Source organism: Pseudomonadota bacterium, from assembly GCA_026388215.1.
Lineage (GTDB): Bacteria > Desulfobacterota > Syntrophorhabdia > Syntrophorhabdales > Syntrophorhabdaceae > JAPLKF01.
This window is the reverse complement of sequence record JAPLKF010000070.1, coordinates 1-15262: the sequence shown is the minus strand read 5'-3', so window position 1 is coordinate 15262 and position 15262 is coordinate 1. Positions and strand designations below refer to the sequence as shown.

The 15262-nt window shown below is 41.0% G+C and carries 17 protein-coding genes; 9 read left to right on the top strand and 8 right to left on the bottom strand.

Annotated elements, in window-relative coordinates; all coding sequences use genetic code 11:
- From NTU69_04890 to NTU69_04875, 4 genes are all read left to right on the top strand, one after another.
- The coding region (locus tag NTU69_04890; protein ID MCX5802859.1) for a 4Fe-4S dicluster domain-containing protein at nt 1–215 on the top strand (215 nt) is incomplete at its 5' end.
- A 61-nt stretch (nt 216–276) separates the two neighbouring features.
- Nucleotides 277–1803 carry a hypothetical protein gene (locus tag NTU69_04885; GenBank protein ID MCX5802858.1) on the top strand — a complete coding sequence of 509 codons (1527 nt, stop codon included), beginning with the start codon at nt 277–279 and terminating at the stop codon, nt 1801–1803.
- Nucleotides 1804–1806: 3 nt separating this feature from the next.
- Nucleotides 1807–2715 carry a hypothetical protein gene (locus NTU69_04880; GenBank protein ID MCX5802857.1) on the top strand — a complete coding sequence of 303 codons (909 nt, stop codon included), beginning with the start codon at nt 1807–1809 and terminating at the stop codon, nt 2713–2715.
- Nucleotides 2712–4025, top strand: coding sequence for an MFS transporter (locus NTU69_04875; protein ID MCX5802856.1), 1314 nt, complete (start codon nt 2712–2714; stop codon nt 4023–4025). Before NTU69_04880 ends, NTU69_04875 begins: the two co-directional genes overlap by 4 nt.
- 61 nt (nt 4026–4086) lie before the next feature.
- Here NTU69_04875 and NTU69_04870 read toward each other — a convergent pair whose 3' ends face one another.
- Together NTU69_04870 and NTU69_04865 are read right to left on the bottom strand one after the other, a co-directional pair.
- Nucleotides 4087–5289, bottom strand: a complete 1203-nt coding sequence (locus NTU69_04870) for an MFS transporter (protein MCX5802855.1) — start codon at nt 5287–5289, stop codon at nt 4087–4089.
- Nucleotides 5290–5329: 40 nt separating this feature from the next.
- Nucleotides 5330–6208 carry an ARMT1-like domain-containing protein gene (locus NTU69_04865; protein ID MCX5802854.1) on the bottom strand — a complete coding sequence of 293 codons (879 nt, stop codon included), beginning with the start codon at nt 6206–6208 and terminating at the stop codon, nt 5330–5332.
- Between the two features lie 166 nt (nt 6209–6374).
- On the opposite strand from NTU69_04865, the gene NTU69_04860 reads away from it, so the two are divergent.
- The 3 genes from NTU69_04860 (at nt 6375) to fdhD (ending at nt 9590) form a co-directional block, all read left to right on the top strand.
- Nucleotides 6375–6584: a hypothetical protein gene (locus NTU69_04860; GenBank protein MCX5802853.1), complete on the top strand. Its 210-nt coding sequence runs from the start codon at nt 6375–6377 to the stop codon at nt 6582–6584.
- A 45-nt stretch (nt 6585–6629) separates the two neighbouring features.
- The gene (locus NTU69_04855) at nt 6630–8681 is read left to right on the top strand and encodes a molybdopterin-dependent oxidoreductase (GenBank protein ID MCX5802852.1); all 2052 of its coding nucleotides are present in this window, start codon (nt 6630–6632) and stop codon (nt 8679–8681) included.
- A 99-nt stretch (nt 8682–8780) separates the two neighbouring features.
- Complete coding sequence (gene fdhD / locus NTU69_04850; GenBank protein MCX5802851.1) at nt 8781–9590, top strand: formate dehydrogenase accessory sulfurtransferase FdhD; 810 nt, start codon at nt 8781–8783, stop codon at nt 9588–9590.
- A 17-nt stretch (nt 9591–9607) separates the two neighbouring features.
- Here the strand turns inward: fdhD and NTU69_04845 are convergent, their stop codons facing one another.
- Entirely contained in the window at nt 9608–10636 is a 1029-nt protein-coding gene (locus NTU69_04845; protein ID MCX5802850.1) for a zinc-dependent alcohol dehydrogenase family protein, read from the bottom strand.
- A gap of 40 nt (nt 10637–10676) precedes the next feature.
- Entirely contained in the window at nt 10677–11486 is an 810-nt protein-coding gene (locus NTU69_04840) for an alpha/beta hydrolase (GenBank protein ID MCX5802849.1), read from the bottom strand.
- Between the two features lie 156 nt (nt 11487–11642).
- Between NTU69_04840 and NTU69_04835 the strand changes: the two genes are divergently transcribed.
- Entirely contained in the window at nt 11643–11993 is a 351-nt protein-coding gene (locus NTU69_04835; GenBank protein ID MCX5802848.1) for a hypothetical protein, read from the top strand.
- A gap of 3 nt (nt 11994–11996) precedes the next feature.
- The gene (locus NTU69_04830) at nt 11997–12263 is read left to right on the top strand and encodes a MoaD/ThiS family protein (GenBank protein MCX5802847.1); all 267 of its coding nucleotides are present in this window, start codon (nt 11997–11999) and stop codon (nt 12261–12263) included.
- Nucleotides 12264–12326: 63 nt separating this feature from the next.
- Here the strand turns inward: NTU69_04830 and NTU69_04825 are convergent, their stop codons facing one another.
- The 4 genes from NTU69_04825 to NTU69_04810 are packed head-to-tail and all read right to left on the bottom strand — an operon-like array spanning nt 12327 to nt 15168.
- Entirely contained in the window at nt 12327–12824 is a 498-nt protein-coding gene (locus tag NTU69_04825) for a 4Fe-4S dicluster domain-containing protein (protein ID MCX5802846.1), read from the bottom strand.
- Between the two features lie 23 nt (nt 12825–12847).
- On the bottom strand, nt 12848–14614 hold the full coding sequence (locus tag NTU69_04820; GenBank protein ID MCX5802845.1) for an aldehyde ferredoxin oxidoreductase: 1767 nt from the start codon (nt 14612–14614) through the stop codon (nt 12848–12850).
- Between the two features lie 25 nt (nt 14615–14639).
- Nucleotides 14640–14831: a hypothetical protein gene (locus NTU69_04815; GenBank protein MCX5802844.1), complete on the bottom strand. Its 192-nt coding sequence runs from the start codon at nt 14829–14831 to the stop codon at nt 14640–14642.
- A gap of 1 nt (nt 14832) precedes the next feature.
- On the bottom strand, nt 14833–15168 hold the full coding sequence (locus NTU69_04810) for a hypothetical protein (protein ID MCX5802843.1): 336 nt from the start codon (nt 15166–15168) through the stop codon (nt 14833–14835).
- Between the last annotated feature and the right edge of the window lie 94 nt (nt 15169–15262).

Below are 15262 nucleotides of genomic sequence, written 5' to 3'. Positions count from 1 at the left end.
TTGGTTGCAAATCATGCATTTATGCATGTCCTTTTGCAGCACCAAGTATAAACCCTGATACAAAAAAGACCATGACATGTGATCTCTGTGGCGGAGACCCCGTATGTGTGAAGTTTTGCAAATATAATGCAATTAGCTTTGTTCCCTCATATAAAGTGGCTGTGAATAAGAAGAGGGCACATTCTGAAGTCTTAAAAAAGGCGTTAAAAGGTTAAATAGAATATTGGAGGATGAGAAATGTCTTTGCCTCTCAAGTGGAGTAGATTGATTTTAGATATGAAAGAGAAAAAATCTTACATTGAAAATATAGAAAACGAAGTTCAGGAATATATCGGAGGTAAGGGTCTGAATCTATATTATCTGAATCACGTCAGTATGGATGAAGACATTGCAGTTATTTCTACCGGTCCCTTGGTGGGCAGTGGTTTCCCCTGTGCCTCTTTTTCTTATATAAGTAAATATGACAAGAAATTGGGCTATCCTGTTACAAGTTGCTTTGGTGGTGGTTTTGGTCTTTCGATGAAGATGGCTGGTTTTGTTCAGATTGTTTTAAAAGGCAAATCAAAGGGTTTATTATATGTTTTTATAGATAACGAAAAGGTGTCTTTTCACGAAACTTCTGTGTTGAAAGATAAGAATGCTCTTTTGACAGATACGTACATCCGGGAAGAGTTTGATGATCGTGATATAGAGACAATCAGTATAGGAAATCCACCAGTTGATTTTTTAGACCATGCCATCCTCTTTTCATCCGGTAACTGGCCTATCAATAGATTTGGATTTGGCAAAGATTTTATAGAAAAGGGCCTTAAAGCAATAGGAATAAGAGGTGATAAGGGTTTCAATATTGAGGCCAAGGATAAGTTTTTAGGATATATTTCGCATCTATTCAGAAAAATATCTGAAGACAACATTGTAAAGACAATTAAGAACAAAGGCAGCCTTGCTTTTCTGGATAAAAAAAATGTCTATGGATTCCCCTCTAATATACCGGAAGAAATTTCAGGGAAAACTTACCTGAAATCTTTTGAGGCAGGAAGAGAAGCGTGTCCCTCGTGCCCTATCGGGTGTGGAAAATTTACTAATATCAACGGTATTGCATCTTCGAGCGGACCATTATTCGAAGAAGTGTTATTTCTCGCTGCACACATGAAAGAAAAAAAATTGGATACAATTCTCATGGAAGCTATAAGGATGAGAAGGGAATGTATTGACCCCTTCATTCTTTTTACCGAATACAGGGATGCGATAGCAAAAATTCATAACATAGAAATTGAAGAAAGATATAACACGTTCAAAGTAAAAGGTATGCCCCTTTCTTTTGACCCGAGAAGACTCATTGATTTAAGCCTCTATTGCGCTTTCACAATCCAGGATTATGATTATTTTCAGTTATGTATTGGTATGGATGCACCACAGGAGGATGCATTTAACAAAGAGAACAGGGCCACCTCTTTAAAGAAAATACTCATTATCAAAACGCTTTCAGATATGTTGGGTATCTGTCCTCTCCCCATTTCAAGGGTGCCGGTGATAACAGTAGAGGACTTAAAAGAAGGTTTTAAAATCCTTTTTGGGGATGAAGTGGCTCTTGAGGTGAAAGCGAAAGGGCTTGTTGATATGGAAAGAAAAATGGGTCATTTTTCAAAAATGGATGATACGCTTGATGATACTGTTTATGAAGTGCCAACCGAATATGGGGATATGGCAGGCAAATATTTAGATAGGTCTATGTGGGAGGACACACTTAACAGGTTTTATGAAATGATGGAGTGGGATTCACAAGGGAGACCGCAGAGGTAGTATATGGAAAGTCTTTCTCGTTCAGTTTTTTACAGGATAAAGGAATCTGCAGAGGGAAAAAATAAGAGATTCGAGCCAGATACCCCTCTTGTTTTATTTATGCTTTTTTCAAGGATTGCTACAGGATTTGCTTTTGCTTCAGCTCTTCTTTTTTTAACGGATAACCCCCTGAGTTTTTACCTGGTTGTATCTGCTTTCGTATCTATGGTACTGGCAACTGTTACTTCTCTTACCCATCTTTCCACTCCCTTTAGATTCTACAGGGTTTTAAAGAATCCATCATCCCATCTTACGCTTGAGATTGCATTCAGTAGTATTTTCTTGATTGTATTGGTTTTGGTAATAGGAAAAGAATTGGTAAATATTCATGGTTTTGGTCATATTTCGGGTTTATTCCTATTTCTTAGTGCCATTCTGCTTCTCCTTGGTACAACGTACGCATATAGATATACATCCCACCCTCTATGGAACAGCATGGTGTTTTTTCCCTATTATCTGGCAAACGGGTTTGCCTTTGCATCGTTCTTCCTAAATTTTACCCTTTCAGTAAATGGCATACAAACAGGGCTTGTCTATATATTGTGTGGTTTTGTTTTGATATTAACTCAGTTGTTATGTGTTTTTTTATATATCCTGTTTTTAAAGAAATCATCCTCTGAAGCGATGAGCTATATGAGGGGAAAAAGGGCTAATGTTCTCCACATATGGTGTGGATTGAACTTCATAATACCTATCTTTCTTTCCCTTATAATTATGATCAAAGGGGTATCAGAGAGCCACTTTACATTAATGATTATCATATCAATGATATCTGGGGTTTACGGAGAAAGAATGCTGTTTTTTCTCCTTGAGAAACCTGTATTTTTTTTTAACACAGAACTGAAAAAACACTGCAGCAACAGATATTCATGAGGTTTTTCTGTAAATCTGTTTCAGTATCAATGGTGGAAGAAGGGACGGGAAGGGCATTGCAATACCGATGGTTTATTTTCTGGATTTTTTCTCTCCAATTCCTCCTCCTTTTTTTTCATAGGATTTGTCCGGCTGTCCTTGCCCCCGAACTTGTTAAGGCCTTCAATATATCCGGTGTAGGGCTTGGTGTTCTTTCTTCCGCATATTTTTATCCTTATGCCTTTATGCAGATTCCGATTGGTATTTTATCGGATTCGTGGGGAGTGAGAAAGACAGCTACTTTGTTTGGTCTGATAGCTACCCTTGGTGTTATGCTTTTTGCATTCTCCCATACAATTGGTTTTGCTACCTTTTCAAGAGTTCTCCTTGGCCTTGGTGCTTCTGCCACCTTTGTGTGCGGAATGAAGGTCTTTACAGAATGGTTCAAAAAAGTGGAGTATGCTCGAATCTCAGGTTTATTCATCTCTGTGGGAAGTGTAGGGTGGCTTATAGGTACGACACCTCTTGCCATGTTGTCCCAAAAATTCGACTGGAGAGAAATCTTTATAATCATCGGATTACTCATGATAGCCCTCACGCTTCTCACATGGCTCCTTGTCGTGGATAACCCGGAGAAGAAAGGTATTCACAATATGCAAGAACAGAAAGTCATTCCCCTTAGTAAGAGAAAATTGATTGATGATATACAATTGGTTTTCCGGGAAAAGTATTTTTGGCCCCTTGCTATCTGGTTTTTTTTCAGGGTAGCTATCCTTTTCAGTTTTTTTGGGCTCTGGGCAGGTCCTTACCTTATGGACACCTACAAACTTTCAAAAATAGAAACAGGAAATATACTCCTCATGGTTCCTCTTGCTATAATAGTAGGGAGTCCATTTCTCGGATATCTTTCAGATAAAATGCTTGGGAGTAGAAAGCAGGTCATTGTAGGCAGCTCTGTGGTACATTCGCTGTGCTGGTTTATTCTCCTTGTCTTCCATGGATCTTTGTCAATACCCGCACTTTATCTTCTCTTTTTCATAACAGGTGCTGCTTCTTCTGCCCCAGGGAGTGTGGGATTTACAGCCACAAAGGAGCTTTTTTCAGCTAACATAGCAGGCATTTCCATGGGGGCGGTTAATTCGTTCAGCTTTCTTGGTGGAATTCTCTTCCAGCCAGCTATCGGCTATGTTTTAGATAAAGCCGGAAGGGTTCAGGGTGTATATCCATCATCTGCCTATAAACTTGCTTTCTGGATATTCTTTATAATGAGCCTCATGAGCCTTCTCGGTGCCTTGCTCTCAAAAGAAACAATCAGTCGAGATAAAAGATAATCTTTTTTCTACGCATTCGTAGCTTTAGATCCCCATCATTAGTAATCTGTGCATCTGTAATTTATTTTTTTTCTTTTGAAAAAAAGTAGAATATTAAGCTTCCAGCCATTGCCAGAAAGCAGATAAAGAAGGCTAAGTGATATGCTTGGGGTGAGTAAGAATCGTGTGTGCGGGGAAAAGACTCGATTACTTTCCCAAGCCCCTGCATGAAAACTGCCCCTCCGGACATAACAAAAAAATTGGTACAAGCTATTACAGTCCCTGAAATACTGAGTGGAAACAACTCTTTCACGTGGGTATAAGTGAGCATTCCAAAGGCCCGAAAAAAGCCTAAACAAAAGAGAACAGTGGAGAATAAGACTGAGCTTTCAATACCCCATATTCCTGTCAATGGGATAAGAAACAGTGCATAAAAACTTAATGAATACATGAGGACGGTTTTGGGTGACCCAAATATTTTGTCAGATAGATATCCTGCCATTGGTGCGCCTATAATAGACCCAATTGAAAGCATCAGTAATATGTTGCCTGCCTGAATAGGTGTAAATCCTTTTATATCCATAAGATAAGGGCCGAGCCATAACCCCTGGAGGGCAACGAATATCCCGTAATTGCAAAATGATACTGCACTTATCTGCCAGAAGGATAAATTTGTTATAACGAGTTGTATAGACCTTAAAATACTTATTTGTTGTTCTGGCTGGGAAAGGGATAGCGTCTTCTTTTTCTTGCTATATATATGGTTACCCAATACCCAGAAAATTAAAAAAGAAAGTATGAAGGTTAGTCCCCCAGCAAACATTAATGTAGCCCTCCAGCCAATTGTGGAATTCAAGTATGCCAGTGGAGACGTTGCAAGTATGCTCCCCAATGTTCCAATGGAAATGAAAATTCCAAACAGGGTTGAAAATTTTTCCGGAGAGAATCTGAGGACAAAAATCTTCAGGGTTCCCATTAAAACAGAAGCCATTCCGATACCAATAAGAACCCTCCCCAGAAAGGCAATAATGAAGGTACTTGCAAGGGCAAAGATAAAGGCTCCGATTGCTCCAACTAAAGAGAAAAGGCTTATCACTACCCGGGGACCAATACGGTCAAGCAAAATACCCATCGGAATCTGAAGCAGGGCAAAAGAGTAAAAGAAAGCACTTCCAAGAATCCCGAGGGTTTCTGCATTAAGATGTAAATCTTTAATAAGATCGGGAGCTATTATGGCATTAGAGACACGGTAAAACATTGAAAAAATAAATAGAGCTGAGAGGATTGAGAAAATTAAAAAGGATTTAAGTCTTATAGTATTATCCTCATGAAAGGTTCTTTACAACAAGACTACCCAGCAGGACTCTGTGGATAGTTGTGTATGGTTTACATTTCGCCTGAACAAGAAAGGAAATTTTCCCCTTTAATCTGCTTTCTTCAGTAAGCAAGTCGTAATTTCCTCCCCCCTTTGAGATTACAAGGTCCGATTCATCTATGAGTCTTTTTAGTTCAGGAGATATTTTTTTCAACATGGTGCCGGGGAGTGGTTCCCGTATCCCATTATCAATGACACGTACTACTTTATCCATGCCCACATACAAGGCATCGGATAAGGTCGCATCATTGAGCACCGGGAATTTTCTTGTGACAAAGGTTATTTCTATATCATAATTATCCAAGATAGTTTCTATAAAAAGCCTGTCGAAGACAATTTCGCCACAGTTATCTCCAAGATACACAAGTTTCCTTGTTTTGTTTAATCTTTCTTTCAATCCCTTTATGTTTTCCTCTTTTATTGCAAATTGCTGTAGTTTCTTTATAATCTCCTTTTTTGGTTTTTTTGTTTCACCTGTCATTAGATCTATAGAGTTACCTGCGATTGAGAACTTTAAGGCTTCAAGGAAAGGGTCATAACTTTCTGAAATAAACCTTTTGGCGAAGGGGTAAATTTTTAGGGCTGCATCATTTTGTTCCTTCTTGATTTTTTTCAAGGGGTCATCAAACCCGGAGACCTTATTGATTATTCGCCAGACGTCTCTTATTATCTCAGGGGATGTAACCTTCCAGTCTTCCCCCTTAAGGGCCTTTAATTTAAGAATTTGCTCGATGAATTGTCTTACCTGATCTTTGTTTTTCATAATGATGCGAGAGGCATTCAGGGACATCCTCAGAATACAATGAATACAGTCAGGCCATATTAACATATCAAAAACCCCTTATGATTTGAGCAATGGGCTACCAACTATTTTTTACTATAATGGATTAGCACGCTATATTCAACTTATATCTCATGATTACAAAGGTCAGCCCATTTTGCTTGAAAAATACAGCAAATTTTAATTATAATTTCAAAGTTTAACCTTAATAGACATGAATAAGGTGGCAATCAAATCTGATTCTACATATTATCTCGTTGCTGCTGGGGTTGGATTTATAAGGCTCGTTGATAGAGATTATGTTGAACTTCTTAAGGGACGGTTGCTTTTTTTCTCAGGGATTGATATGACATTCAGAGAAATAAAAGCAGAGAGAAATCCCGATTGCATTATTTGTAAACAAGATTTAGAGGCACAACGGTGAATGTCATAGAATTTATCATTCCGGATTTTAGTGGCTGAGGAGTGTATGGTTGAAAATATGAAAAAGGTATTAACAGATTGTACCCTCTGTTACCATAGTTGTGGAACTATAGTAACTGTTAAGGATGGCAAGGCAGTAAAGGTTGAAGGACTTCCGTCTCATCCACTGAATAAAGGGAAGCTTTGCCCAAAAGGCGAGGCAATGCTTGATAATATTTACGATCCCAAACGTCTTAAGTACCCAATGAAGAGGGTAGATAAAAACTGGAAGAGGGTAACATGGGATCAAGCCCTTACTGAAATCGCAGATAAGCTCTTAAAGCTTAAGGAGGAGTTTGGCCCAGGTATATTGGGAGTTTTCAGCGGGTCTATAGGTGTCGAGAATCTGGAGATGGCTGGTCTGACACAGAGAATTAAAGCTGCATTTGGCTCCCCTAACTTTTTTTCAGTGGAATCCATCTGTTACAGGATGAGAATTCGTACCAGACAGATTACCTTTGGCAAGTATCCTACAGAGGAACTTGATTCGAGCCTCTATATCCTCTGGGGTCATAACCCGGAGGCATCTGATTTTCCTTTGCTACTTGCCATTGAGGAGAATTTGAAAAAGGGGGCAAAGCTTATTGTCATTGACCCTAAAAGGATCCCGCTCGCAGACCGTGCCGAGATGTATCTCAGAATAAGGCCTGGTACTGATGGAGCTATGGCCCTTGCAATGATACACGTAATTATAAATGAAAAACTTTATGATGCTGACTTCATTGAGAAATATACACTTGGTTTTGATATACTGATTTCCCATGTCCAGCAATATACCCCGGAGTGGGCAGAGAATATTACCTGGGTTCCTGCTCATGACATCCGCAAGCTTGCAAGACTTTTTGCGAAGACAAAAGGAGCGGGAATTTATCAGGGAACATGTACCCAGGATCAAACAGCAAATGGTACACAGAACAGTCGTGCCTTTTCGGTTCTCCAGATCATTACAGGAAATATAAATAATCCAGGTGGTTGGGTGATCAGTCCCAGGTTACCGCTGGGCAATGTGGGATTGGGTGTCGAGGGTAAGCCTCTTGGAGCAGACCAGTATCCGCTTTTTTATGAGGTATGGGGAAGAAAGAGCCCCTATGGTGTGGTTACCTGTGTTCCCGAAAACATTCCAGAAAAAATAAAGGCCTTTTTGGTCATCGGGGGAAATCCGGTTATATCCATGGCTGATTCAAATGCCTTTAAATCAGCCTTTAAAAAACTGGAGTTGCTTGTAGTCCATGATCTCTTCATGACAGAGACAGGAGAACTTGCCCACTATGTGCTTCCTGCCTGTTCACATCTTGAAAAATGGGGGGTTGCATATACATACAATGTGTGTCACTGTTTGCCCTATCTGATGCTTCGAAAAAAGACTATAGAACCATATTATGAAAGCTGGTCAGAGTGGAAGTTCTTCACAGAGCTTGCAAAAAGGCTGGGCATAGGAGACAAATTTCCATGGAAATCAGAGGAAGAACTTGTTGCGTACGAGCTGGAACCAACAGGATTGACATTTGAAGAACTTCTCATTAAAAAACCTGAAGGCGCATATTACCAGCAGAAACAATATGGAATGAAAGAAGGAATGGTATTTTCTACACCGACAAAAAAAATAGAGATATACAGTGATGCATTGGCACGCTTGGGGTTTGACCCCCTTCCTACATATCTTGAACCGCAGAGAAGCCCTGTTAGTTCACCGGAATTGTTAAAAAAGTACCCGCTGATCCTTTCTACTGGAAGCAGGAACCTTTACTATACGCACGGACAGCTCAGGAGGGTTAAATCGCTTCAAGCAAAAAATCCTGAACCCAGGACGGAGATAGGACCAAAAACAGCTTCCCGATATGGTATAAAAGAGTCGGACGAGATTATCATTGAAACAAACAGGGGCACTGTTAGAATGAAAGTCCACGTGGATGAGAGGGTAGCAGAAGGTGTGGTTTTAGTTCCTCACGGGTGGCCTGGAGAAGCCAATGCAAACCTGCTCACTGACACAAACTGCCGGGAGCCTATTATGGGTTACCCTGAAATAAAGGCGCTTTTGTGCTCTATTAAAAAGGCATGATGTGTAATTTGTATTATCCATCAAAAACTATGTTATATTGAATACTGATTATTTTGCTAAACATATACCCAGCATAATAAAAAATCGGAGCACCATACAGTGAATACAGTGAAAATTCCCGTTGTAAAATTTTCCGGAGTTGAGAACGTCAGAGCAGAAGACTATGTGTCGATGGAAGAACCGCTGGAAATATTTATTGACGATGAACCCTATTATATAACAATGCGGTTACCCGGGGAGGAGATGCCATTGGCTATCGGCCTGTGTTTTACTGAAGGGGTTATAAATTCAATGGATGATGTGACAGGTGTTAATTACTGCGGTGATAATTCCGGTAACAAAATTAATGTGTATTTGAGTGCCTCAAGAAAAAATACAGAATCTTTTAAACTAAAACAGAAAAGGTCAACAACTTACTCAAGTTGCGGAATCTGTGGAAAGGATATGATAGAGGATATATGCACGGCTCTAAAGTCAGCGGATAAAAGAGTAACTATTGAATTTTCTAAAATCCTCAAACTGCAACAGATAGTGGAGGAAAAACAGGAAGTTTTTCGGGTTACCGGGGGAACTCATGCTGCTGGCATTTTTAGCGCAAAGGGTGATCTACTATCATTATCTGAAGATATAGGAAGACATAACGCACTTGATAAAACCATTGGCAAGTTACTGTTAAGCAAAAAAATCAATGAAGCAGCTATTATTATTTTGACTTCAAGACTTAGTTATGAAATGGTTCAAAAAGCAGGACGTTTGGGAGTGGAGATCCTTGGTGGGGTCTCATCTACAACCTCGCTTGCAGTGGAACTGGCCAGAACCCTGAATCTCACGCTTATAGGATTTCTAAGGAAAAACCGGGGTAATATTTATAGTTGTCCGGAAAGAATAATTAATGACACTATAACTTAAAAATGCTATTATTTCTTTTACTCAATTTTTAGCACCTTTGCGCCTCTTATTTTCCTCTTCTTAAGCTCGACAAGTGCTTTATTTGCTTCTTCAAGTGTGTATTCCTGAATTTCCGGCTTGATGGGGATTTCAGCTGCTAACTTTAAAAACTCGCTGACATCTTGTCTTGCGACGTTGGCAACGCTTTTTATCTCCTTTTCAAGCCAGAGGTGGGAAGAGTAGTCGAGTTTTAAAAGGGATGTTTTATCTACTTCTTCTTTCCGAATAGCATTGATTACCAATCTCCCCCCTTTTTCTAAATTTTTCAGGGCCTCAATAACTGGTTTCCAGACAGGCGTCGTATCAATGGCTGAGTGTAGTTTTTCATGTGGTTCATCTTCAATGTCGCCTGTCCAGAAGGCTCCAAGTGTTTTTGCAAATGCCCTTTCTCCTTCGCTTCTTGCGAAAACGAAGCATCTGGAATTTGGATATTTATATCTTGCAATTTGGATGACAAGATGTGCTGAAGCCCCAAATCCTATAAGCCCTAAATTTTCTCCGTCTTTGATACCTGTTAACCTGAGGGATCTGTAACCAATTGTACCAGCGCATAAAAGAGGGGCCGCCTCTAAATCAGAAAATGTATCATGTATTTTGAAGGCAAAATCTTCAGAAATTGTTGTATATTCAGCATAGCCTCCATGTGCATCCCTGCCCGTTGCCTCAAATTGGTCACATAAATTATCATTACCTTCGATGCAGAACTTGCACCTTCCACACGCAGAATGGATCCAGGCTATTCCTATTCTATCGCCAACTTTAAACCTTTTTACCTTGCTGCCTATTTTATATACCCTTCCAACAATCTGGTGACCGAGGATAATCGGGAATCTTGGCGGAGGAGTCCTCCCTTCGATTTCATCTAATTCAGTGTGGCAGATCCCGCAGGCTGAAACCTTTACCAGGATTTCATTTTCTCCTTGAACAGGTATTGGCAAATCAACCAGTTCTAAGGGGTTTTTATTTTCCTCGAGGTTGTAGATTTTGTTTAACACCATTGCCTTCATTTTTAAAAGCCTCCTTATACTGTAGATATCCTGATTATAGTCAGTATAGAGTTTTGTCGGTAATTTCAATAAATCTTTTTAATGCATCGAAATACTGTTTGAACCCTATAAACATTATATCGTTGTGGTTAGCTCCAGGGATTATGAGGAGGTGTTTTTCTTCTGTACCTATATGTGTATATAAATCTTCACCCTCTTTAAGGGGAACGAGGGTATCATATTCCCCATGGATAATGAGGGTTGGTATAAAGATCCCCTGTATCATCTCCAGGCTTTCCTTATAAAGACGGTCTAATTTTGTATCATAGACCGGAACACCAAGATGTGTAAGGATATTAACAATACTTGGAAAACCACTCTCCACTATGAGTCCCATAATATTATCCTGATAATGGTAAGCAAGTTCGAGGGCAGAAATACTCCCAAGGGATCTTCCCATTATCCACAATTTATCTCTATAACCCCTATTAGTGAGCTCTTTTTTTATTCCTTTAAATATCGTATGGGCATCCCTGACAATGTTTGTGAGGGTTGGAATCCCTTCACTCATGCCGTAACCACGGTAATCCGCTACAACCAGATTGAGTCCTCGCTCAGTATAAAAGGGTGCAATTTCATCATAGTCACTCACCACTTCACCGTTGCCATGGAAATATAAAATCCATGGCAACCTGTCTTCTCCTTTATAAGCACGGCACAAAATGGAGACATTATCTTCAACTGTTACGGATATATCAAAAGCATTTTTTGGGCATACTGCATAGTCATTCCGAGGGTAAAAGACATATCTCAGTATTGATGACTGGTCTATGATGAGGTAATTGGACACTACCTTCTTTCCTTCAAGCAAAGATATTATATATTAATTGTGATTGAAATATAATCAGATTAAACAGGACAATGTTGAATATCATAGAGAGAAATGCTAATATATAACCCAATTATCGGTACCTATGAATCTCTGGATAGAAAAAATCAATTGTAAATATGAATAATAATCCCATAAATGAAAAAAAGGATTGTTTCTCCCCTATCATTAATAGAAGTAGACTATACAAGGTATAGCAGGCAGATTATCTATCCTGACTTCGGGGAAGAAGGACAAATTAGGCTGAAAAAAACCCACGTTTTAATAGCCGGGGTAGGAGGATTGGGCTCCCCGGGAGAGAACATTTCCTATCTTTGGAGCAATCCCCGCTTTAATTGCATCCTTACAGACAATGGAGGCAATAAAGCTCCTCTCGGGGTTCGGAGAACTCCTGACAGGGAGAAAGCTTTTTGTGAACGGAGAAACTATGGAATTTATGATGATAAAAATAGAAAAGAAGAAAAATTGTCCAATTTGCAGTGGAGGTAATATATGAGCATAAAGGCAACACTTCATCCTTTCCTTAATGACGGCATTGAACTCCAGTTAGAAGTTGATGGGAACACTGTCGGTGAATGTATAAAGTCAATATTAAAACGATATCCTGCCATGGAAAAGAAAATGTTTGGCAAAAACGGTGCGTTAAAAGGGTATGTGGAAGTTCTTGTTAACGGACATGGTATAGGTACAAACGAGTTGGCGTATCCGGTAAAAGACGGTGATTCAATGGCGGTTCTGGTTTTTTTATCAGGAGGATGATATAAAAACCCCTCCTGTTATAGCAGAGGGGTTTTTATATTGTCTTAAGTATAAAAGTGTCTGTCAACCCTCGTATTGTATAGTTGCGCCAAGCTTTCCTGCTTGTGATATTTTCAATGCAGCATCTCTCTTTTTTATCGAGCTCTCTTTTGTAGCATCAACATAATCTACTGCCTTCACATTACAGAACCTGACACACTGTGGATCGCCGCTGCAAAGGTCACACTTGAAAACCTTTTTATCCAAGGGATTGAAGTTCATAGCCCCGAATGGACAAACAGCTATGCATGAACGACAACCGATGCATACACTGTAATTAACCATTACTGCACCGGTATCTTTATCACGGAAGACGGCCTTTACAGGACAAATGTTCATGCAGGGCGCATCCTCACATTGTTGACATGATACGGGGACATACAGGCCTTCGGATTCCCACTTTATTACCTTTATGCGACTTCTGGCAGGGTTAGAGACCATGTCATGCTTTACCGAGCACACAAGCTCGCATAGACGGCACCCAGTGCACTTTTGATAGTCTATCATCAGGACTTTCTCCATTGATTTCCTCCTCTGAGAATAGTTTAAAGCAGGTGGGACGGTTCGTTGTCCAGGCCGAGCCTTTTAAAAGTCTCGGGTGTTGGAACGCCGTTTTTGTCCCATCCATGGTACTCATAGAATTCATCGATCATTTCCTTAAATTTTTTTCTGTCTATTGTGGCGCCTATGACATCGGGGGCCCCGCGCCTGCAGGGTTCATCAAAATAGCGATGACTCAGTGTGTCACCTTTTTTGGGGTCATCTCTTGACAGACCTTCTCTGAGGTTAAAGAGCCTCTCTAAATTGTTGCATCTCTCAGCAACATCCCAGATCTCCTTCGGGGTCATTTCAAGCCCGGTGTTGTAATAGATCGCCTTGGGCCAATCCTCAAAATTGGGAAGGGTAGCTCCCAGAAATACTGTGTGATACTTGCATATGCCAAGGCAATCCACTGCCATGTAGCAGTTCTCATGCCAAAAAACCTGCCATGGCTTTCCAATATATTCCCTTTGGTCGGAGCTCAACGGCCCATCGTATGGAACAGGGCTGCTGTAAATCCTTCTCATAACATCCTGCGGGAGATGGTAGAGATCAATGGCAGGCCTGCTCCTCAAGTGGTCAGAACCTCTGGAGGCCGTAGCAATGTTTAAAGCTAATGCAGGAGTCGCCCTTTCGTCTGAATGTAAATTGTTCATACCTTTGACCTGAACAAGATAGTTAAAAGAATTTTTACCTATCTTTTCAGCCGCAGGGATCCCGCCGTCTGCAAGGATATCACCAAGCCAGCCCTTTCTGTAACAAATACGATTGACCATCTCCAGGAGTGCTTCATCATTACCAAATTTCAAATCAAGGCCGTCAGTATCTTTACTTGTAAGGATTCCCAATTCGTAAAGTTCCATTGCCCAGGAGATGATACTGCCGATTTCGAGGTTGTCAACACCGTACTGATTAACGAGATGGTTACCAATCAACAGTGTATCCAGTTTCGTACATCCCGGCTCACTGCAAAATGCGCCCTGAGACGTATATTCCGGACCTTCATCGTATTTTCCTACCAAACCGAATTTCTGTGCTAACGTTGTGTCTGGTATTTTATATTTTGCACGGCAATGGACCTGACAGCCAAAACATGCCGTCATATTGTACTCGCCACATGACTTCTTTGACCACGCATCGATATTTTCAGGTTCGACTTCATCTGCGTACTCCAGCTGGTTGTACTGGAAATTCCTGGTTCTTACCCCGCCCCAGGAATTGGTTGCGCCCCAGATGAACGGTGTCCCTAAGGCCCCCTGGGTCTGGTTTACCTTGGCACTTGTGATTTGATCAATAAATTGTTTGTTATATTCCAGAGCATCAATGGGGTGTGCGATTTTAATGTCCATGGTTCCCCTGGCGGCTACGGCCTTCAGGTTCTTTGAGCCCATAACACACCCCATGCCAGTCCTGCCGCCAGAATTTTTTATACCTGTCATCACATTGGCAAATCTTACCAGATTCTCACCGGCTGGCCCGATGACAGCGCTCTTAATTTCCTCGTCACCAAGTTCTTCTCTGATGGCCCACTCGGTCTCGGTGGTAGTCTTGCCCCATAGGTAGCTTGCGTCCCTTATTTCAATCTCACCGTTATGAATCCACAGGTAAACGGGCTTTGCTGCCTTGCCCTTGATAACAAGATGATGAAACCCGGCCCAGGCAAGTTCTGGTGCGAAAAACCCGCCCATATTGGTGCTTCCGATCATATTGGTGAGTGGAGACTTGGCCATGACGTGGGTCCTGGCAGTTGCTGAAGCACACGTTGCGACCAGGAGTCCTCCACTGATTAATAAGGTGTTACCAGGCCCCGATTAATAAGGTGTTACCAGGCCCCAATGGATCGCACCCCTTTTCCGTATGGTTGTAAAGCAGATATGCATCAAGTCCCCTGCCTCCCAGGAACTTTTTCCTCACTTCAAGTGGGATGGGCTTGATTTCAATCTTACCTGTGGAGAGATTAATGTAGGCTATTTTTCTATCTAATGCCATCCTATTTTCCTCCTTTCTTTTTGTTCTTCTCGGATATTTGGGTACTAATCCCGGCCATCTTTTGTTCGACTATTTTTCGATTGGCCTCCCACTCGGCCATCTTTTGTTCGGCTATTTTTCGATTGGCCTCCCACTCCGGCCCCCGTATCCTGGGAAGCTGTGGGTTAACCCAGAACAAGCGGTATTCCATTCCGCAAGTGGGGCACTTCACACGGTCTGAGCCAGGCTCGGGTTGAAGTCTCCACATACAACTGGGATTGTGGCATCGAACCTTGCCATAGGTCCTTGTGCTGCGCAGGCTTTCCGATGCTGATAATGTTGTTTTATCTCCTGTCATATCGTCCTCCTTTCCAGATAATTTTCCGCCCCCAAGGCACAGCGACTAATACAACCTTTGCACAGCCCTCACTCTCCTGTTTTCGAAACCCCCA